Raw genomic sequence first — 24,328 nt, forward strand, 5'->3', positions numbered from 1 at the left:
ATAGGGGGAAGAATATAAATGAATAGGTTAATCGACTTTAGTTCAAGATTTCGTATTTTAAAAGGTGGAAAAATATCACTTGTTGTTTCTGCATTTTTAGGAAGCACAATTATCGCAAATGCAGCTCCTAGTGGTGGAGTTGTGACAAGTGGAAATGCAACTATTTCTCAAAGTGGAAATGTAACAAATATAAATCAAAGTAGTGGAAAAGCTAGTATCAACTGGAATGATTTTTCTGTTAAAGCAAATGAAATAGTAAATTTTAATCAACCAAATGTAAACTCTATTACATTAAATAGAGTAGTAGGAAATGAAAAATCAGTTATTGATGGAGCATTAAATGCAAATGGTCAAGTTTGGATTCTAAACTCAAATGGTATTTTATTTGGTAAAAATGCAAGTATCAATACAGCGGGTTTACTTGCAACTACAGGTGAACTTAGTGATGCTGATTTTCAAAATGGAAACTATGATTTTAAAAACTCTTCTTCAAATTCTGTTATAAACTTAGGAACAATAAAAGTAAATAACTCTTCTTATGTAATTTTAGCTGGAAAAGAAGTGCAAAACGGTGGAAATATTGAAGCTGTAAAAGGAAAAGTTCATTTAGTAGGAGCTGATTCATACTCTGTGAACCTAAATGGAAACTCTTTAGTAAACTTAAAAGTAAATAAAGGGGTTTTAGATGCGATGGTTTCTAACTCTGGAAATATCCTAGCAAACGGTGGAGAGATATTTCTTACTACAAATGCAGTTGATGAACTATTAAAAGGTATGGTTAATAACACTGGAATTATTGAAGCAAACTCACTTGATGGGATACTTGGAAAAGTTGAACTGTTTGCTCATGGTGGGGAAGCTCAAGTTGGTGGTACTATTGAAGCTATTGATGGATTTGTTGAAACATCTGGTAAAGATTTTACTATTGAAAGTACAACAAAAGTAAAAGCCGACAAATGGTTAATTGACCCAACGAATATCAACATAGTTGATGCAACTTCATTTGAGACAGCATTAAATGGTGGAACAGATGTTACTATTCAAACAGATGCAGCAGGAAGTGAAGATGGTGATATAAATATAAATGATGAGATAGAGTGGAGTACAGTAAGAACACTTACATTAATGGCTCATAATAATATTAATATAAACTCTTCTATAACAGCTACACAGGGACGATTAGGGTTACTTTATGGTTTTGCTACACCTGATGGTGGAACAAGTGATTATTATATCAATGCAAAAGTAAACTTAAGTGCAGGAAATAATTTTGCAACAATGAAAGGTTCAGTAGGAGATTTAAACTTATGGACAGTTATTACACATGACAATCTTGCAACTGCTATTGTAAATGGAGGCTTAGGAGGTAACTATGTACTAGGAAGTGACCTTGATTTGAGTGGTATCGCATGGAATCCAATAGGAACAAGCTCCACTAATGCTTTTACAGGAAACTTTGATGGTCTTGGACATGTCATAGATAACTTAAGTATCAACGACAGCAATCTGGCTCCAGCAGGATTATTTGGATACACGACAGATGCTACTATTAAAAATATAGGATTAAAAAATATAAATATACGGGCAAGAGCAAGAACAGGAGGCTTGGTTGGTCAAGCCAATACCACTGTAATTAAAAATGCATTTGCAGAAGGAACTATCATAAGTGATACCAATGATAGAATCGGAGGGTTGGTAGGGTATAGCAACGGATCTAGCATCGATAATTCTTATAGCAAAGGCATTATACGAATATTAGATAACAGCAGCCCCTCTCAAGCAGTAGGTGGTTTAGTAGGGTGGAACTATTCTATGAACAGTAAAATAAAGAACTCTTATTCTTCAGTCAAAATAGCCCTTGCTACAGACGTTGACTCAAGAACTAATATAGGAGGTTTAGTAGGGAAGAATGATGGAACTATAACCAATTCATATTATGACAATGAAACAAACACACAGACTATGGCTGACAGTGCCACTTATGGAAAAACAAAAGCAGAGATTGTTTCAGCGCTCTCAAGCCTGGAGGCGTGGACAGCTGGAGGCGGTGGCGATGGTGCGAGTGTAGAGGGTTATTTAGTTGCTACACCTCTAACACTTCCACAGCTTGTAGCTTTTTATACTTCAAGTGGTGAGATTTTATTTGCAGGTGGTTTTGGTACAGAAGATAATCCATATACTATTACAAACTGGAATCAACTACAAAATATCAACCATAGCAATATCTTGACTCAAGGTTACTATTTTTCATTATTAAATGATTTAGGTTCATCTACAGATGGCTACACCACTCAAGTAAAAAATGGAGATATTTTAGCAAATGGTGGAACAGGATGGACTGCACTTGGAAATGAAAATACAAAATTTACAGGAACTTTTGATGGTCTTGGACATACTATAGATAGTCTGTATATCAATAACTCTTTAAATTATCAAGGACTTTTTGGATATTTAAGTCAAGGTAGTACTATTTCTAATCTTGGCTTGACAAATGCTAACATTTCTGCTGAGGATTGGGTAGGTTCTTTAGTAGGTAAAAATGAAGGAACACTTAGAAATACTTATTCTGCTAAAGCAAATGTTACAGGAGATAGTTCAGTAGGTATATTAGTAGGTGATCATTATGGTTCAATCTATAGTTCGTATTCTTCTGGTGATTTAAAAGCAAGAACTAATGTAGGTGGTATAGCTGGTTATTCAAGAGGGTTAATTCAAGATTCTTATTCTCTAGCGGATATTACGACTATAGGATCAGCTTCTGATATTGGAGGTATAGTTGGAGAAAATAATGCTAATGGTGGTCAAATAATCAACTCTTATGCTTCAAATACTATTATAGGAACAGGATCAAATATAGGAGGACTAGTTGGAAATAATGGAGGAAGTATCTCAAACTCATATTACGATAAAACAGTAAACTCTGCAAATATGATTGATAGTGAAGCCTATGGAAAAACAACTAAAGAGATGCAAACACTAGCAACTTTTGAAAATGCTGGATGGAGTATAGAATTTGATGAAACTCAAAAGAAAATATATCCATACCTAACATTTGATGAAAACGGAGGAGCTATTTGGAAAGTTGGAAAATATGCCACGGCATTAAACTATATTTTAGGAACAGCAAATACTACTTATGATGGAACAAACCAATCATTAACCAACTTCTGGACAAATGCTATCTTTGGAGATGTTGGAAGCTCTCTTGTAGCTGGAATTGATTATAAATTTGTTTATGATAGTGAAAATGCAACTGTATTTAAAAATGCTGGAACATATAATAATATCTCAGTTGTAATTTTAAATGAAGATTATGAACTAGATGAAACAGGTACAAATACTCTAGGGAAATTTGTTATTGCTAAAAAAGATGCAACAGTAACAGCAAATAGTGACACAAAAACTTATAACGGCTTAACCCAAAATGTTTCAGGTTTCACTGCAACTGGATTAGTTGGAAATGAAACTGAATCAGTATTAACTGGAATTACAGGAGCAACTGCTAGTGGGAAAAATGCTGGAGAGTATGTAACTACTTTAAGTGGAACAGATGGAAATTATAATTTAACATTTGTTGATGGAAAATTAACTATTTCAAAAGCAAACGCAACAGTAACAGCTAACTCAAATACAGTAACATATAATGGACAAATACAAAATGTAAATGGATTTACAGCAAGTGGACTTGTAAATGGTGAAACTGAATCAGTATTAACTGGAATTACAGGAGCAACTGCTAGTGGGAAAAATGCTGGAGAGTATGTAACTACTTTAAGTGGAACAGATGGAAATTATAATTTAACATTTGTTGATGGAAAATTAACTATTTCAAAAGCAAACGCAACAGTAACAGCTAACTCAAATACAGTAACATATAATGGACAAACACAAAATGTAAATGGATTTACAGCAAGTGGACTTGTAAATGGTGAAACTGAATCAGTATTAACTGGAATTACAGGAGCAACTGCTAGTGGGAAAAATGCTGGAGAGTATGTAACTACTTTAAGTGGAACAGATGGAAACTATAATTTAACATTTGTTGATGGAAAATTAACTATTTCAAAAGCAAACGCAACAGTAACAGCTAACTCAAATACAGTAACATATAATGGACAAACACAAAATGTAAATGGATTTACAGCAAGTGGACTTGTAAATGGTGAAACTGAATCAGTATTAACTGGAATTACAGGAGCAACTGCTAGTGGGAAAAATGCTGGAGAGTATGTAACTACTTTAAGTGGAACAGATGGAAACTATAATCTAACATTTGTTGATGGAAAATTAGTAATTGAAAAAGCAAAGGATAATCTATCAAATGTGTTAACACCAATTGCAAATACAACAGTTACAACACCAAAAGTAAATGTAGTAATTCTACCACAAGTACCATTTATACAAACTCCAACATTCCTTAATAATGGAACGCCAGTAAATTTAGTTTCAGCACCAATTCAAAATCAACCAATTACAATGGTGAGTATGGGTGAATTAAGATTAAATCAAGATTCTAATATTCTAAGTGCTTCTAATGATATAAGAGTGCCTGTGGGAGATAACTCTAAAATAGAACTTGTAAATGGTGGAGTAAATCTTCCAAATGGTGTGGAACAACAATTCTTTGTTGTAGGAAATGAAGAGAACTAAGAAGAAAAGGGAAAACAAAATGACAAACCAAATACTAAAACTAATAACTATTTCAACATTAACATCAACTCTTCTTCTTGGAGTTAATGTACCAAATATTGGAGATATTGAAAAACAAATTAAACCTCCAAAAATAGAAAAAGAACAACCTAAAATCCCAACTATCAAACAAAAAGAGTATAAAACTCCTATGGTTGATAGTGGTAAAACTATTTTAATAAAAGATTTTAAAATAACAGGAAATGAACATATCTCTTTAAGTGATTTGGAAAAATTCTTTATAGACTCTAAAAATAAAGAGTTAACTTTTAATCAACTTCAAGAAATAGCAAGTGCTATTACAAAATATTATAGAGAAAAAGGATATTTCGTAGCAAGGGCTTATATTCCTGCTCAAAATATAAATGAAAATAATGGTGTACTTGAAATAGCAGTAATTGAAGGAACTTATGGTGAATTTAAATTAAAAAATAATTCTTTAGTAAAAGATAGTGTAGTTCAAGGTATGCTTGATGATGCAAAAGCAAGAGATAATGTAATATCAACTGATACTCTTGAACGGGCTATGTTAATTATTAATGATACACCAGGAGCTGTAGTAACTCAAGCAGATATAATGCCAGGAAAAAATGTTGGTACATCTGATTTTGAAATTACCACACAAGCTTCAAAAAGATTTGATGGATATGTTGTAGTTGATAACTATGGAAGTAGATATACAGGTAAAGATAGATTAATGATTGGTATGGATATTAACTCTCCCTTTGCAATAGGTGATAAAATTTCTATGTTTGGATTGTCTTCAAGTGCAACAAATCTTAAAAATGGGAAAATATCTTATGAAGCACCATTGGCTTCAAATGGTTTAGTAGGAGAATTATCTTATTCTCAAACAAATTACTCTTTGGCAAAAGAGTATGATAATTTAGATGCAACAGGAACTTCTAAAACAGTAGAAGCAAAACTATCTTATCCTCTAATTAAAACAAGAAATGAAAATCTAAATGTATATAATTCTTTTTTATCAAAAGATTTAAAAGATAGAGTACAAAGTGTAAATGATGTAACTAAAAAGAATTCAAAATCAGTAAAAATTGGATTGGATTATTCAAAAAATTATCTAGCATTTAATAAAAACTCAAATTCTTCGATTAATACATATCTAACATATGGAAGATTAAGCTTTGATGATCCAGCTGATAAAATGACAGATGAATTAGGAGCAAATACAAATGGAAACTATTCAAAAATCAATGTAGATTTAACACATAATGTTGCATTCACAAATCAATTAGTTCTTGAATCATCATTGCAATTACAATATGCATTAGGAAATAAAAACCTAGATGGAAGTGAAGATTTTTCAATCGGGGGAAGTAGTGGTGTAAAACTATATCCAGATAGTGAATTAAGTGCTGAAAATGGATATGTGTTCTCAACAGAATTAAAATATCAATTACCTCAAATAAACTCTTTAAATACAACATTTGGAGTATTTTATGATAGAGGGAGAGCATTTATGGCAAATAATACAACTGGATTTGAAGCAAAATCACTACAAGATGTAGGAATTGGATTATATAACTCATATGGTAACTTTTTTTCAAAAGTACAAATAGCATGGAATGTAAATAGTAAAGTTGTAACAAGTGAGCCAGATAGAAATAGTAGATTTTTATTTCAAGGTGGGATGATTTTTTAATAGATTTTTGCACAATTTATTTTACAGACTCAAAAAATAAGAGAAAAATCTCTTATTTTTTAACAGAATCAACATCTATTTCAATAGACATCCAATCTTTATCAACTTCACCATTTATAGTAACAGTATCTTTTGGAGATACTTGAACTCCTCTCCAATCATCATGGTCAATTTCTATTGTGATATCACCTGTTTTGTCTCGAAATAAATATTTGTCTTTTCCTAAGTGTTCTATAATATTTCCCTCTAAAACTACAGGCATATCATCTTTAAATGTTTTTGCTTTTTCTACTGTTGTTTTTGAAATAGTAGGACCTGTAAATCCACCTTGTTGTGTTTGAGTTATTCCTACAAATTCTGCAAAAGCTGATGTTGAAGCAACTAATAAACTTGCTATTAAAATATTTCTTTTCATTTTTTTTCCTTTATTTGTTTTAATAGAGTAATTAAAACAAATAATTATTAGTGAAAAATTAATTTTTTAATGCTTACCAATAAATAGTAATTTTAAATCCATTTGGAATGATATTTTCAAAATTTAAACGTAAATTATGAAGTTTTCCAATTTGTTGAACGATAGAAAATCCAAGTCCACTTCCTATTTGTTTTTCTCCAGCAGGTCGTACAAATCTTTCTCCAATATTTTTTAGAATCAGTGGATTTATACCTTTTCCATTATCTTGAATTATTAAATGATTTTTTTCTAATTCAATTCTTATATTTGTATTATTTTCATTATATTTTATTGCATTATCAAGTAAATTTCTAATAAGTAAAGATAATATAATAGGTTCTCCTTTTATACTTTTTATTTCATTTTTATGTAAAAAATTTATAGATATGTTTTTTTCTTTTGCTTTAAATTCTAATTCTTTCAAATTTGAATTTATTATTTCTGTCCAATTAATCAAAGATAAATTATCAAACTCATTGATTGATTCTATTCTTGAAAGTGCTAAAAGCTGTTCTATTAATCTCGTTGCTCTATTTACTCCAATTTCAATATTATCTAATGATTTTAAAAGAGATTCTTTATCATCAATTGATAGTTTTGCAACTTCAGCTTGGATTTTAAGTGCAGCAAGTGGAGTTTTGAGTTCATGTGCTGCATTTGAAATAAATCGTCTCTCTTTTTCTATCATCGTTTTTATTTTAAAGAATAGAGAGTTTAAGGATTTTACAACAGGTTTTAGCTCCTTTGTAGTATTTTCATCAAGAGTTAAATTATCATTTGCATCTTTTAAAGATAGAGTTTTTGATAACTTATTTAAAGGTTTTAACTCTTTTGTGATTAAAACTAATAAACTAATAATCAAAAAAGGAAGTATAAAAAGCCAAGGATAGATTAAATCTTCTAAAATATCTAATATTAAATCATTAATAAACTCTTTTTCTTGAGCTACTACAACTACAAATTTTTTATCACTACTTAGCATCCAAATTATTCTAAATTTTTTATTTTCTTCAAAGAGAATACCTTCATTACTATTTAAAATTGAATGATTAAATGAGAAATATTTACTATCTTCTCCATCTGTATAAAGAATATCTCCTTTTATGGAAAATATTGAAAAGGTCAGAGCATCATCATCAACTGACATATATTTTTCTACTATTTTTGATTCATCTTTGATAAAATTAGAACTTGAAGAATCAAGTAAAATATCTATATTTGAAGTTGAAACTCTTTGTGCAAAGTAATAAAGTTGAGTGTCAAATAATTCAGTTAAAGATTCTTTTGTTTTATACATACTAATAGAAGTTGTAATAAGTGAAGTGATAATAAATAGACTCAATAAAATAAAACTAAGTCTTAATCTTAAGCTTAGATTTTTCATTTTGACTCTTCTAACTTATAACCAGCACCATAAACTGTTTTTATATATTCATTTCCAATCTTTTTTCTAATTGAGTGTATAAAAACATCAAGAGCATTTGAACTTAGTTCTTTATCAAAATCATAAAGCTTTTCAGCGATAGTTTCTCTACTTAAAACTATTCCTTTATTTAGCATAAAAAGTTCAAGAATTTTTAACTCTTTTGTAGTAAGTTCTAGTTCTATATTATTTTTAAATACTTTTTGTTGAGCTATAAAAAGTTTTAAATTATTAACTTCTATAAATTCTGAAACTTCTCCAAAATTTCGTCTTATTAAAGCACTAACTCTTGCGTGTAATTCAGCTAAAGAAAAGGGCTTGCAAAGATAATCATCAGCACCTTTATTTAATCCTTCAACTCTTTGATTTATAGCATCTCTTGCTGTTAATATAATGATTGGAGTTTTTATGTTTTTTTCTCGCCAGAATTTTAAAATATCTAGTCCATCAATATTTGGAAGGGTTAAATCTAATATTACAGCATCATAATTTATCATCATTAAAGCGTCTTTGCCATCTAGTCCATCTTCAAACCAATCTATACTAAATCCAAGTTTTTTAAACCCAGCAACAATTCCATCACCAATTAGATAATCATCTTCAATAAGTAAAATTTTCATAAAAAGCTTCTTTTTCGTAATTTTAAAATTTGTATCGAAAAAATATTAGTAAAAGATTAAGAGTTAGTTTAATACTAACTCTTATTTTATATAGTTCTCTTTTTTATCAACTGTGTCTAACTCTTGACCGATTTCTTGATATCTTTTGAAATAATATTTTACAAATGAGTTTATAGTTTCATCATTTGGCATAAAATATTTCTCTTTTTTTGTTGCATAGTTATTTAAAAATTTTGTAGCATCAAGTTTGTCTAAATAGTGTTTTGCTAAGGCTGTATAGTTTGTGATATACCAAGATTTTAAGGCTTCAAATTTTGCCTCACTTATATCTATATTTAACTTTTTATTTTCATCATCCCAAGATAAAACAGCACTATCAAAAAGTCCATTTAAGTGGATTAACCCCTCACAATAGTATGGTTGAACTTCATCAACTTCCATCCAACCAATAAGCCCAACACTTCTTTTAACAAGGTCTATTAAAACTTGCTCTTTTAGATGTAGTTCATCTGTATCATCATCTAGTAAATATGAGATTAATCCACCTGTCGTTGCTTTAAACTCTTCAATGTTTTTAAAGTTTCCAGTTTTATTCATAACTGATTCAGTTTCATCATCACACCATAAAATATGTCCATATTCATGTCCTATTGTGCTTATATCATAAACTTGATGCCAAGATATTGTTTCATTAAATAAGAACATTCTATCTCGAGTAAGTAATTCTTGACCGAAGATTTCCCTTGAAAGTTTTAAAAATGGTTTAGCCCTGCTAGTTTGTAAAATCTCATCACTAAATGCAAAGATTTTTTTACCTTCTTCTAAAGATACAACTTCATCATTTGGTACAACTTGTGCTGAAAATAGTCCATTGAACTCTGCTCCAAAGAACAGCGCTGGTCGTCCTACATAAAGTTGAACTTTATCAAGTGATTTGAAAGAAAAATCATAGATCTTTTTATACTCTTCACTTTTTGCATTTGCTTCAAAACTTGAATATATTTTTGAAAATGCTGATTTGATTTTATTTACTCTATGGTCATTTTGTGCAAATTTTGGATTTGTAAGTCTAATATCCCATTCAAGTGCAACTGCTTTTCTAAAATGGTCTTCGTAGTATTCAAGTGGATGTCCGATTTGAATTGGAGTTTTTATTTTCATCCAAGCTCTATCAACATCTGCCCATTTTGAAACTAATTCATTTGTTCTATCTTCACTAAAGGCTTTTATAAGTGCTTGAATATATAAAACATAATCCCATTTTTGATTATAGATTTCATCTTCAAGTTCGATTAGTTTATCTGCAAATTCTTCAAGTGCATCCACAACTTCTGTTGTCTCTTTTTTGAAAGCTTTTATATATGCTAAAGATTTGTATTTGTCACCATCTTTTACTAAAGCTGAGTAACATCTATCAGCAGTAATTCCTCCATGTCCTAAATCAAAAAGTTTTTCATCTTCAAGATATTTCATAATTTTTGCTTCATCACCTTCAAACTTGGCAACTAACTCTTTGTTTATTCCATTTATAATATGAGCTGTCCATGAAGTTTGCCAAGATGACATTTGAAGTCCTACATTATAAACTCCAATAAATACTTCCCTATAAAAAGGTGTTAAAAGTTTGTTTTCAACTATAAAATCAATAAATTTTGTATGAATATCGTGCCAATACTCTTTTACAAATTGATAAGCTTTTTCTTGTAAAGAGATGATTTCTTTCTCATTTTTTTCAAGTTTTTTTAGAACTTGAACTAAACTATCATCTCTTAAATTTACAAGTCTTGTAACAAGTGCAAATCTTAAATCATCTTTCATTTCAAGATTTAAAGATTTTGCAAAATCATCAATAAGGGTTAGTTTACCAAACTCTTTATTTTCTAAAAATTTTATTAGTTCATTTGTTTTTGTTTTTTGGTCATTTAAAAAATCATATATTTTTTGTAAGTCGTTTAAAAATTGTTCTTTTGTCATCATAAAAATCCTTGTTTTTTGTAAGAGAGTATTTTATCGAATTTAGAATTATAAAGATTAAAGAAAGGTATGTAAAAGTCAAATACAGCAGTTAAAAACTGCTATATTTTTTATTTTTGAATATCAAATCTATCAAGATTCATCACTTTTGTCCAAGCATTTACGAAATCTTGTACAAATTTCTCTTTTGAATCTTCTTGTGCGTAAACTTCGGCAACTGCTCTTAATTGTGAATTTGAACCAAATAGTAAATCAACTCTACTTGCAGAGTATTTTATCGAACCACTTTGTCTATCTTTTCCAACAAAACTATCTTCAGATGGTGTTGTTGGATACCAAACATTGTTCATATCAAGTAAATTTACAAAGAAATCATTACTTAAAACTCCAACATTTGAAGTAAATACTCCTAAATCACTATTTTCATGATTTGTTCCTAATACTCTCATTCCACCAACTAATGCTGTCATTTCTGGAATTGTTAAAGTCAATAATTGAGCTTTATCTATTAGTAACTCTTCTGTGCTAACTGTATATTTTGTTTTTTGATAGTTTCTAAAACCATCAGCCATTGGCTCTAAATAACCAAATGATTCAACATCTGTTAGCTCTTGAGTTGCATCAGCTCTACCAGCAGTAAATGGAACTTCTATTTCAAATCCTGCATCAAGTGCAGCTTTTTGAACAGCTGCAGTTCCACCTAAAACTATTAAATCAGCAAGTGAAACTTTTTTACTAGAGTTTGAAGAGTTAAATTCATCTTTAATAGTTTCTAAAACTTTTAAACTCTCATCTAAATCTAAACTACTATTTGATTCCCAACTTCTTTGTGGTTCAAGTGCAATTCTAGCACCATTTGCTCCACCTCTTTTATCTGAATCTCTATATGTACTAGCACTTGCCCACGCAAGAGATACTAATTTTGATACTCCTAAACTTGAAGCTAAAAGTTTATCTTTTAAAGTTTTTATATCATTTTCATCAATCATTTCATAGTTTACAGCTGGAATTGGGTCTTGCCAAATTAGTTCTTCATTTGGAACTTCAGGACCCATATATTTTGATTTTGGTCCTAAATCTCTATGAGTTAATTTAAACCAAGCTCTTGCAAATGCATCAGCAAATTGATCTGGATTTTTATGGAATCTTTTTGAAATCTCTCCATAAATTGGATCCATTTTCATAGCCATATCAGCAGTTGTCATAATAGTAGTTACTTTTTTATTTGGATTATGAGCAGCAGGTGCTAAATGTTCTTCTTTTGGATTTATAGGTTGCCATTGCCAAGCTCCAGCAGGAGATTTTACTAATTCCCACTCATAACCTAATAAAATATCAAAATATTCATTATCCCATCTTGTTGGATTTGCTGTCCATGAACCTTCAATTCCACTTGTGATAGTATCATCACCTTTACCGCTTAAAAATTTGCTAAGCCATCCAAGACCTTGTGCAACTAATCCCTCAGCTTCAGGTTCAGCTCCAACATTTGCAGCATCCCCTGCACCATGACATTTTCCAAAAGTATGACCACCAGCAGTTAGTGCTACTGTTTCTTCATCATCCATAGCCATTCTTTTAAAAGTTTCTCTTATATCAATTCCTGATTTTATAGGATCAGGCTCTCCATCTGGACCTTCTGGATTTACATAAATAAGTCCCATTTGAACTGCTGCAAGTGGATTTTCTAAATCTCTCTCACCTTGATATCTACTATTTTCTTTATCACTAGTAGCTAGCCATTCAGCTTCTTTCCCCCAATAAATATCCTCTTCAGGTTCCCAAACATCAACTCTTCCACCTGAAAAACCAAATGTTTTTAATCCCATAGATTCAATTGCAACATTTCCAGCTAATATCATCAAATCAGCCCAAGATATTTTATTTCCATATTTTTGTTTTATAGGCCATAAAAGTCTTCTTGCTTTATCTAAGTTTGCATTATCAGGCCATGAGTTTAATGGAGCTAGCCTTTGACTTCCTGTACTAGCTCCTCCTCTACCATCAGCTGTTCTATAAGTTCCTGCACTATGCCAAGCCATTCTAATAAATAATGGACCATAATGACCATAATCAGCAGGCCACCATTCCTGAGAATCAGTCATTAAGGCTGTTAAATCAGCTTTTAGAGCATCATAATCAAGCTTTGCAAACTCTTTTGCATAATCAAAATCTTCTCCTAGAGGATTAACTTTATTTGAGTGTTGAGAAAGAATTTTTAAATTTAATTGATTAGGCCACCAATCTTTGTTTGATGTACCACCATTTCTTGCCATTGGATTACTACTTCCAAATCCCATAGGACATTTACCAGCCATGTTCTCTCCTTGTTTTAATATCAATAACAATTCTACTCTTAAAAACTTTAAAGAAATATTAATATTATTTATTATCGGATAATTTTTTTCCTATAATTTTTTTATATAAAAAAAGTGCTAAAGCTTTAATCACCTTAGCACTTTTTTTATATAAAAAAAGTGCTAAAGCTTTAATCACCTTAGCACTTTTTATGGAAATTAAAAAATATAAATAAGTTTAATTTTCATTACTTTCAAATAATTTGTATACAATTCCAGCAAGGATAGCACCAATAATAGGTGCTATCCAAAACAACCATAATTGTTCCATTGCCCAAGTTCCTTCAAATATAGCAACAGCTGTACTTCTAGCAGGATTTACAGATGTATTTGATACAGGAATAGTTATTAAGTGTATTAAAGTTAAGGCAAGACCAATAGCAATAGGTGCAAATCCACTAGGTGCCCTTTTATCTGTTGAACCTAAAATAACAAGTAAGAACATAAAAGTCATTACGATTTCAGCAACTAAAACAGAAATTAAACTATAACCATTTGGTGAATGTTCCGCATAACCATTTGATGCAAATCCTGCTGTTATATCAAATCCTGCTTTTCCTGATGCAATGATGTATAATATAAATGCTCCTGCAATTCCACCTAAAACTTGTGCAAAGATATAAGGTAAAAGTTCTGAAGTTGAAAATCTTCCACTTGTCCATAAACCAAAAGAAACAGCGGGATTTAAATGACAACCTGAAATATGACCTATTGCATAAGCCATTGTTAAAACAGTAAGACCAAAAGCTAGTGAAACACCTACAAAACCAATACCAAGTTCTGGAAAAGAAGCTGCTAAAACAGCACTCCCACAACCACCAAGAACTAACCAAAAAGTTCCTATAAATTCTGCAACTAATTTTTTTGTTAAATTCATTAGAATTTTCTCCTTTAAAAATGTAATAAAATATTATAATAAAGTAACTAAAAAGATTATTACAAATATCTTTAGCACTCATTGTTTAAAAGTGCTAATTCTTACAAAAACTTTAGCTTAGTTTTATAAAGTTGCGATAAAATTAAGTTCTAAAAAAATTTAAAATTTATAGGAGAAATTAGAATGGCAAAACATCAATTTCAGACAGAAGTAGGACAATTATTACATTTAATGACACACTCTTTATACTCAAATAAAGAGATTTTTATAAGAGAACTTGTATCAAATGCAAGTGATGCTATTGATAAATTAAACTATTTAAGATTAACAGATGAAAATTTAAAAGATAAATTTGCAGATTGGAAAGGTGAAATTAATATCACTTTTGATGAAGCTGATAAATCTTTAACTATTATAGATAATGGTATTGGAATGAATGAAGCTGATTTAATAGCTTCAATTGGAACAATAGCAAAATCAGGAACAAAATCATTTGTTGAAAATTTAACAGGTGATGCAAAAAAAGATTCAAATCTAATCGGTCAATTTGGGGTTGGTTTTTATTCAGTATTTATGGTAGCAGATAAAGTAGATGTTATCTCTAAAAAAGCAGGAGTTGAAACAGCTTATAAATGGTCAAGCAATGGAACAGGAGAGTTTGATCTAGCACCTTGTATAAAAGAGACGAATGGAACAGTTATTTATATCAAATTAAAAGATGATGAAGTAAGTGAATTCGCTTCTAAATATAGAATCAAAAATATAGTTGGAAAATATTCTAATCATATTGCATATCCAATTTTCTTAAATTATAGTGAAGAAGTAACAGAAGAGTTAAGCGAAGATGATAAAAAAGCAGGTAAAGAAGCTAAAAAATCTATAGAGAAAAAAAGAGAAAAAATCAATGAAGCAACAGCTTTATGGATGCAACCAAAATCAAAACTAAAAGAGGAAGATTACAACGATTTTTATAAATCAATTTCTCATGATAGTTCAGACCCAATGCTTACAATTCATACAAAAACAGAGGGTGTAAATGAATATACAACACTTTTCTATATTCCAAAAATTGCACCTATGGATATGTATAGAGCAGATTTCCAAAGTGGTGTTAAACTATATGTTAAAAGAGTATTTATCACAGATGATGAAAAAGAGTTATTACCAACTTATTTAAGATTTGTAAGAGGTATTATTGATAGTGAAGATTTACCACTAAATGTAAGTAGAGAAATTTTACAAGAGAATAGAATCTTAGCAAATATCAAACAAGGAAGTGTTAAAAAAATTCTTTCTGAAATCAAAAAATTATCTAAAGATGAAGAAAAATATGCTGAGTTTATAGCTCAATATATCAGACCTTTAAAAGAGGGTGTTTACCAAGATTATACAAATAAAGAGACAATTTTAGAACTTTTAAGATACAAATCAACAAAAACTGAAATTGGAAAAATGACTTCATTAGAAGCTTATAAAGAAAGAGCAAATAGTGAACAAAAAGCTATCTATTATATCATTGGAGAAAATGAAAAAGTATTAAGAAATTCTCCATTATTAGAATCATATAAGAAAAATGATATTGAAGTTTTAATTTTAGATGATAAAGAAATAGATGAGATTATAACTCCTGCAATTGGTGCTTATAAAGAGTGGGAATTCAAAGATATTACAGCTTGTGAGCCTCCAAAAGTTGAACAAACAGAAGAAGAGAAAAAAGAAGTTGAAGAGAAATTCCAAGATATCACTAAAAAAATCAAAGATAAATTAGGTGATGCCGTTAAAGATGTAAAAGTTACAAATAGACTAAGTGAATCACCATCATGCGTAGTAAAAGATGCAGCAGATGCTCAAATGGCAGCAATAGCTCATATGTTTAGACAAATGGGACAAGCTATGCCAGAAAGTGCTCCAATCTTAGAAATCAATCCAGACCATGAAATCGTAAAAAAATTAAATGGTTGTGCAGATGAATCAACAATCGAAGATGTTTCTTGGATTTTACTAGACCAAGCAAAATTAAGTGAAGGTATGGAAATTACAGATACTGTAGCTTTTGCTCAAAGATTATCAAGAATTACTGCAAAAGCTTTATAAAATAAAAGAACTATTTGCACGCATCTTCTGCGTTGCAAATAGTTTTTTTCTCAATCACGTACTTAATGTACGCTCAATCAAAAAAAACTCTTTGCGCCTTGAATCTACATACAACTAGCTCTTTTATCTCGAAATATAAAAATAAATAATTTAGTGCATTTTTAGTACAATAAAATAATTTTTCAATAAGGATTATTTTGGTTTGGCACTCTTCTGAAAGTTCTATACTAAATAGAGAAATCTCTTTTTTAGCTATTCTAGAAATTATTTTTGCTATTTCTTTATATTGGGGAATTGCTGTTTATTATGATTTTTATTTACATATTATAACAAGTATATTTATTGCTCCTTTTTTATTGTTAAAATCTGAATATTCTATAAAGTTTGTATTAGATAAATTTTCAAAAGTTTTTTTTAACAAGAAAGTTTTTTTATTTTGTAAATCTAATATAAAATTTGATATTTTCATATTTCTTTTATTCTTTGCTATTTATTTTTTCTTTTTTTTGAATAAAGAGATGTCTTTTAATACTATTATTTTATTAAGCTTAACTTTCTTTTTTTCTTTGATATATTTAAGTGATATTTTTCCAATAATATTTTACGCAACACTATTTAAAATATCAGCTACAACAAAATATTTTTTTATTGGAATTAGAAATATATCTTTAAATTGGATATATAGTTGTTTTATTTTAGATATTTATAAAACTCCTGAAATAATAGTTAATATTGAAGAAGATTATAGAATTTCAAATGATATTAAAATTTCTTTTTTTGTTAAAAATATTAAAGATGAAAAAAGTTTATATATATTTTTTAATAGAATAGTAATTACATTTATTTTATATTTATTTGCTTTGTTTTATAGATTTAGTATCAAATCAACATTTTGGTTTTATATTCCTTTATTATTTTTAGTAAAAACACCTTCAATAATAGAAGATAATTCACAAAAAGTTGGCGAATTTTTATCTTCATTGTATGAAACTTATTTGGCTAAATGGAGATTTATTTTAGCTTTAGTAACTCTCTTAGGATTTATATATTCATATTTTAATTATGTAGATTTTATGAATTTAAATATCCCTTTTACTCAGTTTTTAATTCTATTTTATATTGATATTTCTAATTTTGAAATTTGGAGAATTTTTCAATTATCTATTGTACTTTCTACAATATTTATATTTTTAGGTTCAAATGCAATTAGAGTACCCAAAATTAGTAATAATTTAGAATTGAAAAAAGATTTGAAAATTTTAATTATTTTCTACTTGAATATATTTAGAAATTGGGTTTCATTCTTTTATTTTTCATCAGCTTTTTTATATTTATTTTTTTATTTTGATGGAATAAATACTATGTATTTGCCAATGGGAATTAAATCTTTTTTATTAACAATATATAACTTTATTATGTACAAACCATTTAACTAAAGGACAAGTAATGCCCCTAAAAATTAGAGAAGCAACCCCACAAGACTCCCAAAAAATCTTCAATTTTATAATAGAACTAGCCATTTATGAAAAAGCACCAAATGAAGTAAAAACAACAGTAAGTGAAATAGAAAAATCACTTTTTTCTCCAAATGCAACAGCTTATGCTTTGATTTGTGAAGAAGAGGGCGTAGCTATTGGTTTTGCTGTTTATTTTTACAACTACTCAACATGGCTTGGGAAAAAAGGTATTTATCTTGAGGATTTATATGTTAGTGAATCAAAAAGAAAAAGAGGTGCTGGAAAAGCTCTTTTAAAATATTTAGCTCAAAAAGCAGTTGAAGAAAACTGCGGTAGATTTGAGTGGTCTTGTTTGGATTGGAATACTCCTTCAAGGGAGTTTTATGAAAGTTTTGGTGCAGTTGCTAAAACTGAATGGATTGGTTATAGACTTGAAGGTGAAAGTTTAAAAAAATTTATTTAATTTTTATTTAATAACCTTGAATAAAAAAAACTATTATGTTAAAGTACACTTTTTAAATATAATAAAAGGTTATAAATATGGGAATTATACTTGATACTTTAAAATCTGTTTTTAAAACTATCACAAAGTTATCAAGACCTTATTTTTCACTTGAAGAAAATGAGTTAAAATTCAAGATAGATTCTGACAATTTTTATAAATATCCTATTTCAAATGTGGAAACAAAAACAAGACATGATTCTTATGTTTTAGAAGCTTATACTTTAAAAACGAAAGATTTATTTATTGAATATATTCACATAGATAGTGATGTTTCTTGGAATTCTCAAGCTTTAGGCTCTTTTATCTCTTTATTAAAAGAAAATCTAAAAATAAGAAATATGGATTTACTTGAAAAAAAAGAGTTTAATCATTATGAATTTTTAACATACAAAATAGATGGTAATTACATTTTAAATATAATTTACATCTATGAAATAAATAAAGATGTTTTTATTATTGATAAACAATCAGAACTTTATGAAAATCTTTTAAAAAATTTCCAAAAAGATTATAAATATACATTAGAAAAAAATAGCAATTTAAATTTAGATATAAATGTAAGTTTAGTTAAAAATAATGCAATGAGAAGTTATTTTGGGATTAGTTCTTAAACTAAGAGAATACTCTTAGTTTATTTTCCAAATACTTGTTTTAATATTGAAGTTGTTTGTTCAACAGGGTTTGTTCTGATTCCAGTTTCTTTTTGTGCAATCATAGTAAATAATCCATCAATTGCTTTTGTTGTAACAAACTCATCTAGGCTTTCATCTGAATTTCCAGGAATATAAGAATCAACCCCAAAGTTTTTAGCCATTCCCATAACTGAACTATTTTCAACTAAATCTTTTACATTTGATTTATATAAATTATTTAACATATCATAATAACCAGCTACTTGATTTTCTTTCATTGTTTGTTGAACTATTGGCAAAATTGATTTTTTCAAAGATTCAGTAGTATTTGCTTTAAAATAATTAGTTGCAGCATTATCTCCACCATTTAGAATTTTTTGAGCATCGGCTAAACTCATTTTATCGATAGCATCTATAAAAATTTCAGTAGTTTGTGGAGCTGCTTTTGACGCAGCACTATTCATTGAGTTTATTAAATCATCAGCCATTTTATCTCCACCTGCTGATCTAATAAGTGATTCAGCTTTTGCAAGATTATCAGGAAGAGGTATTTTTACCGATGAGTTATTTAAGTACCCATTGTTTGAACCTAATTGTGTTGTTGCATAGTTAACTCCAGCTTTTAAAGCCTCTTTTAATCCACTTGTAACTGTAGAATTATCTAAATTTGAATTTGTATTGTTGTTTTTTAATGTTGTATTTGTTTGATTTTCATTTATTACAGATTCTGCAACACCTTTTGCAATAGAACCTAAATCTAAGGCAAAAGTAAAAGTTGTAGATAAAATGATAGTTGAAGCGATGATTGATTTTTTCATAATTATTCCTAATATTTTTTATTTTATAAATTTCATTATATAATAGAGTTGATGTAATAATTGTGAAAAAGGATAAAAAATAGAACTAATTAATGAAATTTCTAATTTTATTTATTATTTTAAAAATAAAATTGTAGAATCAGATGAAATTGCTTCAAAACATAAAGAGAAAATTGCTTCTTTTAGTGAAAAATTAAAAGAGTTAAATATGCATAAAGAGTATGAAGAAAACTTTCTTACTATTTTAGGGTATTCATATCGATTAGAAGATATAAAACAAAGATTGTTTTTTACTTTTTCTGAGGCTGTTTATGCTATAGATTTAGATAAATTGATGAGAAATGAAGATTCAATGAGACTAAATTCAATAGTATATATTTTGGTATTAGATGAGTTAATAAAAGAGTATTTAACAAATGAAACAAATCAAGAACAAAAACAAAAAGCTTTAGAAGTTTATAAAAAAATAGAACAAAGAAAAGCAGCAGAAAACAAAAAGTATCATATTTATCAATATTAGGATTTATTATGGCAATTAGATTAAACTGTGACATGGGTGAGAGTTTTGGTGTTTGGAAAATGGGAAATGATGAAGAGATTATGCCATTAATTGATATGGCAAATCTTGCTTGTGGTTATCATGCAAGTGATGCATTAACTATGAATAGAACAGTTTCCCTAGCAAAAAAACACAATGTAACAATAGGAGCTCATCCTTCTTATCAAGATTTACAAGGTTTTGGTAGAAGAAGTATTTTGTGTTCATTAGAAGAGATTAAATCAATCATTTTGTATCAATTAGGAGCTTTAAGTGCTTTTTGTAAAGCCCATGGAACAGCTGTATCTTATGTAAAACCACATGGTGCTTTGTATCATGATATGATGAGAGATGAAAATATTTTTAAAGCAATTTTAAATGCTATTTCATCTTATGATAAAAATATAAAGCTTATGATTCTTTCAGGTCCAAAAAATGAAGCTTATGATTACACGGCAAAACTTTATAGTATAAATCTTATTTATGAAGTTTTTGCAGATAGAAATTACAATGATGATGGAAGTTTAGTAGCAAGAAGTTACGAAAATGCAGTTATTCAAGATGAATTACAAGTTGCAGATAGAATAAAATTGATTAAAGAAAGAGGCTATTTATATAGTACAAATAGCAAAAAGCTATTTTTAAAAGCAGATTCTATTTGTGTTCATGGAGATAATGATAAAGCTTTAGAGTTCATAAAACTTCTTAGAAAAGCACTTTATTGATGATTTTTAAAATTGTAAGTGTTGATTCTTTAATTATCTATTTTGGAAATTCTATAGATGAAAAAATCTCTCAAAATGTAAAAAAAGCCTATTTCTGTATAAAAAATTTAACACTTGAAGGAATTATAGAGATTATTCCTTCATATACTTCTATTTTTATCTCTTATGATATATTTAAATATGATTATGAAAGTCTAAAAAGTTTATTAGAAAAAAATATAAATTTAGATTTAGATTTAATTTTAGATGAAAAAATCATAACTATTGATGTTTATTATGGGAAGGAAGTTGGTTTTGATTTAGAAAAAATTAGTTTAGAAAAAAATCTTTCTATTGAAAATATAATTTCTCTTCATTCAAATAAAATCTATGATGTTTATGCTATTGGATTTTTACCAGCTTTTGCATATTTAGGAAAAGTAGATGAAAAAATAGCAGTTCCAAGAGTTTCAACTCCAAGAAAAATAGTTCCAAAAGGAAGTGTTGCAATTGCTGATTTTCAAACAGCTATTTATCCACAACAAAGTCCTGGAGGTTGGAATATTATAGGAAAAACAGCTTTTGAACCTTTTGATAAAAAACTAGAAAATCTATCTGTTTTAAATATAGGAAATAAAGTAAAATTTAATCCTATTTCAAAAGAGCAGTTTTTGAAACAAGGGGGAATTTTATGAGTTTTGAAATTATAAATAGTCCAATCTTAGCAACAATTCAAGATAAAGGAAGATTTGGTTTCTCTTTTTTAGGAGTTTCAAATAGTGGTTGTTCTGATGAATTTGCTTATTTTTGGGCAAATAAACTTTTGAAAAATTCCTTAGATACAAATATTTTAGAAATCTCTTTTTCAAATTTTATAATAGAAGCAAATAAAGATACTCAACTCTCAATAACGGGTGCGGATTGCGAGTTTTTTATAAACGAACAATCAAAAGAGATTTGGCAAAGTTATAATATCAAAAAGGGTGATATTATAAAAATTGGAAAAATTTTGAGTGGAAATTTGGTTTATTTAGCTGTTTTAGGTGGTTTTGATATAAAAAAAGAGTTTGGAAGTAATAGTACAACTATCAAAGAAAAACTTGGTGGATTAGATGGAGATAAATTAAAAAAAGGGGATATTTTACCTTATAAAAATAGAGTTTGTAACTACACAATGAGGCTAAAAAAAGAGTTTATTCCAAATTATGAAGAGAATTTAACTTTAAGAGTTGTTTTTTCATATCAAGAGGAGTATTTTTCTAAAGAAGAAAAAAATAAATTTCTAAATTCATCTTATTTTGTAACAAATGAATTTAATAAAATGGCTTATAAGTTAAAAGGAACACCAATAAAATGTCAAATAGATGGAATAATTTCAGAAGCAATAGCTTTTGGAAGTGTTCAAATTCCAAAAGATGGGCAACCAATTGTGTTATTGAAACAAAGACAGACAATAGGAGGTTATCCCAAAATTGGAGTAGTTTTAAATATAGATTGTTTTAAACTCTCTCAAGCAAGAACAAATACAAAAATAAGATTTAAAGAAATCTCTTATGAAGAGGCTTTAGATAAATCAAAAAGCTTCTCAAAAAGTTTTTTTGAATCATCAGCTGATTTAAAAAATTCATAATAAAATTTATAATTTGCTTTTATAAGAAGTCCAGAATTACTTTTTAAAGTTATATTTGAAAGCATTTTTTTTATGTTTATAATAAAGTTATTAATTTCTTTAAAATCTTCCTCTAAAATAAAAACAAAAATTTTATCATCAAAATATCTTGCTATTTGAAAGTCATATTTTTCATCTTTAAAATTTTCATTTATAAAGTTTATTATAAAAACAATAAGATTTTTAGCTAATAACTCTCCATACTCTTTTTGAACATAAAAATAATCAACTACATCTATTAAAAGTAAAAACCCATTATTTTTAAATAAATACTCTTCATCTAAAAAATTTGTATAAATCCATTTTCTATTAAATATTTTAGTTTCTTCATCTATAAAAAGTTCATTATTTAATCTTTTTACTTCTTTTTCTAGTCTTATCATATTTTTGTAAATATCATTTAAACTATTTATATCTTTATTTATGATTGCATTTTTTGCATTATTTGTTTCTTCTTTTAGCTCAGAAACATTTGTCATGATAGAACTCATATACTTTTCAATGGTTTTAAAATCATCAATAATTACATCTTCTATTTCAGATTTAAAATCTTCATTACCTAAGTCTATTTCTACATCTTTTGCATAATAATCAAATTTTTCAAAATATAAAGATGGTAAAATGATTTTATTATTCAAAAGTTCATTTAGAGTCAAATTTGTTATTTTTTCAAGTTGTTTTTTCATTTTTTTTTCCTAATAACTCATCAATACTCAAAGGTTTTCCTATATAGTAACCTTGAGAATAATCTATTTGTATATTTTTTACATATCTTAAAGTTTTTAAATCACTTACATATTCTGCAATTAATTTTATATTTTGTTGTTTTGAAAATAAAACTATACTTTTGATTAGATTTAAATATATATCTTCATTTATTCTTTTTATTAAAGAACCATCAATTTTTATATAATCTATCTCTAAATTTAGAATATTTTCATAATTTGAAAAACCTATACCAAAATCATCAATTGCTATTTTTACACCATATTTCTTTACTTCTTTTAAAAAATCATTTACCATATTAAAATTTGATACTTTTTCATTTTCAAGAATTTCAATAGTTAAAAATGAGCCTATTTGATGTTCTTTTATCTTTTTTATTAAAGTTTTTTTTATCATAGGATTTAAAATATCTACGTAATCTAAATTTATACTAACATGGATTTTATATTTTAAAATGTAAATAATAATTTTATCAAACAAAATTTGCATTAATTTGTTATACAATCTATATTTTTTAGCTTTATGAATAAAAATGTTTGGTACTAAAATATTTCCATTTTTATCGTATATTCTCATCAAAGCTTCATATTTGATTATTTGTGAAGTTTCATTGTCCATAATAGCTTGGAAATAGGGTTCTACTAAGTTATTTTTGATGCTATAATTTATTATTTCTAATAAATCTTCGTTTATAAAATCTTCTTTATATAAGCTTGAATCAAAATACATATAATGTAAATAATTTAATTTTGCTTCATGAAGTGCTTTTTCTGCAAAAACTTTTATCTGTTTATCAGAACTTTTTGAACAGCTAATTGTCACATCAATATTAATGCAAAAGTTTTTATCTAATAATTTAAAATTGTAAGAGACAATCTTTTCATAAATAATATTTTTTATTTCATTGATTTTTTCTAAATTTATATCTGAAAATATCAATATCTCAAACACATCAGCATGAGAATTTCTAATTTGAATATTCGTTTTTTTACCAATTTTTTTATGTATTGAATTTTTTATTTCTGATTTTAGAAGTTCTTTTAATTGTCTAATAATATAATCGCCATTTTTGAACTGATAAATAGCATTTAAATCTTTCATATATAAAATATCAATTAGAAAAAGAGT

19 protein-coding genes are annotated in these 24,328 nt (G+C 27.8%); 10 read left to right on the plus strand and 9 right to left on the minus strand.

Annotated features, from left to right (window positions below):
• Window positions 1-18: 18 nt before the first annotated feature.
• Entirely contained in the window at window positions 19-4,650 is a 4,632-nt protein-coding gene (locus AAQM_RS03640) for a beta strand repeat-containing protein (protein WP_171920648.1), read from the plus strand.
• A 19-nt stretch (window positions 4,651-4,669) separates the two neighbouring features.
• Window positions 4,670-6,352, plus strand: a complete 1,683-nt coding sequence (locus AAQM_RS03645) for a ShlB/FhaC/HecB family hemolysin secretion/activation protein (protein WP_129096259.1) — start codon at window positions 4,670-4,672, stop codon at window positions 6,350-6,352.
• Window positions 6,353-6,404: 52 nt separating this feature from the next.
• Here AAQM_RS03645 and AAQM_RS03650 read toward each other — a convergent pair whose 3' ends face one another.
• The 6 genes from AAQM_RS03650 to aqpZ all read right to left on the minus strand — a co-directional run bounded on the left by AAQM_RS03650 (window position 6,405) and on the right by aqpZ (window position 14,057).
• Window positions 6,405-6,767, minus strand: coding sequence for a YgiW/YdeI family stress tolerance OB fold protein (locus AAQM_RS03650; RefSeq protein ID WP_129096260.1), 363 nt, complete (start codon window positions 6,765-6,767; stop codon window positions 6,405-6,407).
• A gap of 73 nt (window positions 6,768-6,840) precedes the next feature.
• A complete protein-coding gene (locus tag AAQM_RS03655; protein WP_129096261.1) occupies window positions 6,841-8,190 on the minus strand; it encodes an ATP-binding protein in 1,350 nt (449 codons plus the stop codon).
• Entirely contained in the window at window positions 8,187-8,849 is a 663-nt protein-coding gene (locus AAQM_RS03660) for a response regulator (RefSeq protein ID WP_129096262.1), read from the minus strand. The genes AAQM_RS03655 and AAQM_RS03660 overlap by 4 nt, the downstream gene beginning before the upstream one ends.
• Before the next feature lie 81 nt (window positions 8,850-8,930).
• On the minus strand, window positions 8,931-10,826 hold the full coding sequence (gene ciaB / locus AAQM_RS03665; protein WP_228254550.1) for an invasion protein CiaB: 1,896 nt from the start codon (window positions 10,824-10,826) through the stop codon (window positions 8,931-8,933).
• A 107-nt stretch (window positions 10,827-10,933) separates the two neighbouring features.
• Window positions 10,934-13,141 carry a catalase/peroxidase HPI gene (katG, locus tag AAQM_RS03670; protein WP_129096263.1) on the minus strand — a complete coding sequence of 736 codons (2,208 nt, stop codon included), beginning with the start codon at window positions 13,139-13,141 and terminating at the stop codon, window positions 10,934-10,936.
• A gap of 217 nt (window positions 13,142-13,358) precedes the next feature.
• Window positions 13,359-14,057, minus strand: coding sequence for an aquaporin Z (gene aqpZ / locus AAQM_RS03675; protein ID WP_129095842.1), 699 nt, complete (start codon window positions 14,055-14,057; stop codon window positions 13,359-13,361).
• A 183-nt stretch (window positions 14,058-14,240) separates the two neighbouring features.
• Here aqpZ and htpG point away from each other — a divergent pair, with 183 nt between their 5' ends.
• The 4 genes from htpG to AAQM_RS03695 all read left to right on the plus strand — a co-directional run bounded on the left by htpG (window position 14,241) and on the right by AAQM_RS03695 (window position 18,724).
• Window positions 14,241-16,151 carry a molecular chaperone HtpG gene (gene htpG / locus AAQM_RS03680; protein ID WP_129095843.1) on the plus strand — a complete coding sequence of 637 codons (1,911 nt, stop codon included), beginning with the start codon at window positions 14,241-14,243 and terminating at the stop codon, window positions 16,149-16,151.
• A gap of 197 nt (window positions 16,152-16,348) precedes the next feature.
• Entirely contained in the window at window positions 16,349-17,587 is a 1,239-nt protein-coding gene (locus AAQM_RS03685) for a hypothetical protein (protein ID WP_171920650.1), read from the plus strand.
• 10 nt (window positions 17,588-17,597) lie between these two features.
• A complete protein-coding gene (locus AAQM_RS03690) occupies window positions 17,598-18,071 on the plus strand; it encodes a GNAT family N-acetyltransferase (RefSeq protein ID WP_129096230.1) in 474 nt (157 codons plus the stop codon).
• A gap of 77 nt (window positions 18,072-18,148) precedes the next feature.
• A complete protein-coding gene (locus tag AAQM_RS03695; protein WP_129096231.1) occupies window positions 18,149-18,724 on the plus strand; it encodes a hypothetical protein in 576 nt (191 codons plus the stop codon).
• A 20-nt stretch (window positions 18,725-18,744) separates the two neighbouring features.
• Here the strand turns inward: AAQM_RS03695 and AAQM_RS03700 are convergent, their stop codons facing one another.
• On the minus strand, window positions 18,745-19,563 hold the full coding sequence (locus AAQM_RS03700) for a DUF4197 domain-containing protein (RefSeq protein WP_129096232.1): 819 nt from the start codon (window positions 19,561-19,563) through the stop codon (window positions 18,745-18,747).
• A gap of 208 nt (window positions 19,564-19,771) precedes the next feature.
• Here AAQM_RS03700 and AAQM_RS03705 point away from each other — a divergent pair, with 208 nt between their 5' ends.
• The 4 genes from AAQM_RS03705 to AAQM_RS03720 are packed head-to-tail and all read left to right on the plus strand — an operon-like array spanning window position 19,772 to window position 22,435.
• Entirely contained in the window at window positions 19,772-20,083 is a 312-nt protein-coding gene (locus AAQM_RS03705; protein WP_129096233.1) for a hypothetical protein, read from the plus strand.
• Window positions 20,084-20,088: 5 nt separating this feature from the next.
• On the plus strand, window positions 20,089-20,826 hold the full coding sequence (locus AAQM_RS03710; protein WP_228254549.1) for a 5-oxoprolinase subunit PxpA: 738 nt from the start codon (window positions 20,089-20,091) through the stop codon (window positions 20,824-20,826).
• Window positions 20,826-21,500, plus strand: a complete 675-nt coding sequence (pxpB, locus tag AAQM_RS03715) for a 5-oxoprolinase subunit PxpB (RefSeq protein ID WP_129096235.1) — start codon at window positions 20,826-20,828, stop codon at window positions 21,498-21,500. The genes AAQM_RS03710 and pxpB overlap by 1 nt, the downstream gene beginning before the upstream one ends.
• Window positions 21,497-22,435: a 5-oxoprolinase subunit C family protein gene (locus tag AAQM_RS03720; RefSeq protein WP_129096236.1), complete on the plus strand. Its 939-nt coding sequence runs from the start codon at window positions 21,497-21,499 to the stop codon at window positions 22,433-22,435. Before pxpB ends, AAQM_RS03720 begins: the two co-directional genes overlap by 4 nt.
• On the opposite strand, the gene AAQM_RS03725 is transcribed toward AAQM_RS03720, so the two are convergent.
• Window positions 22,357-23,160: a hypothetical protein gene (locus tag AAQM_RS03725; RefSeq protein ID WP_129096237.1), complete on the minus strand. Its 804-nt coding sequence runs from the start codon at window positions 23,158-23,160 to the stop codon at window positions 22,357-22,359. The genes AAQM_RS03720 and AAQM_RS03725 overlap by 79 nt on opposite strands.
• Window positions 23,144-24,301 carry an EAL domain-containing protein gene (locus AAQM_RS03730; RefSeq protein ID WP_129096238.1) on the minus strand — a complete coding sequence of 386 codons (1,158 nt, stop codon included), beginning with the start codon at window positions 24,299-24,301 and terminating at the stop codon, window positions 23,144-23,146. Before AAQM_RS03730 ends, AAQM_RS03725 begins: the two co-directional genes overlap by 17 nt.
• Window positions 24,302-24,328: the final 27 nt, after the last annotated feature.

This window comes from Arcobacter aquimarinus, assembly GCF_013177635.1.
Classification (GTDB): Bacteria; Campylobacterota; Campylobacteria; order Campylobacterales; family Arcobacteraceae; genus Aliarcobacter; species Aliarcobacter aquimarinus.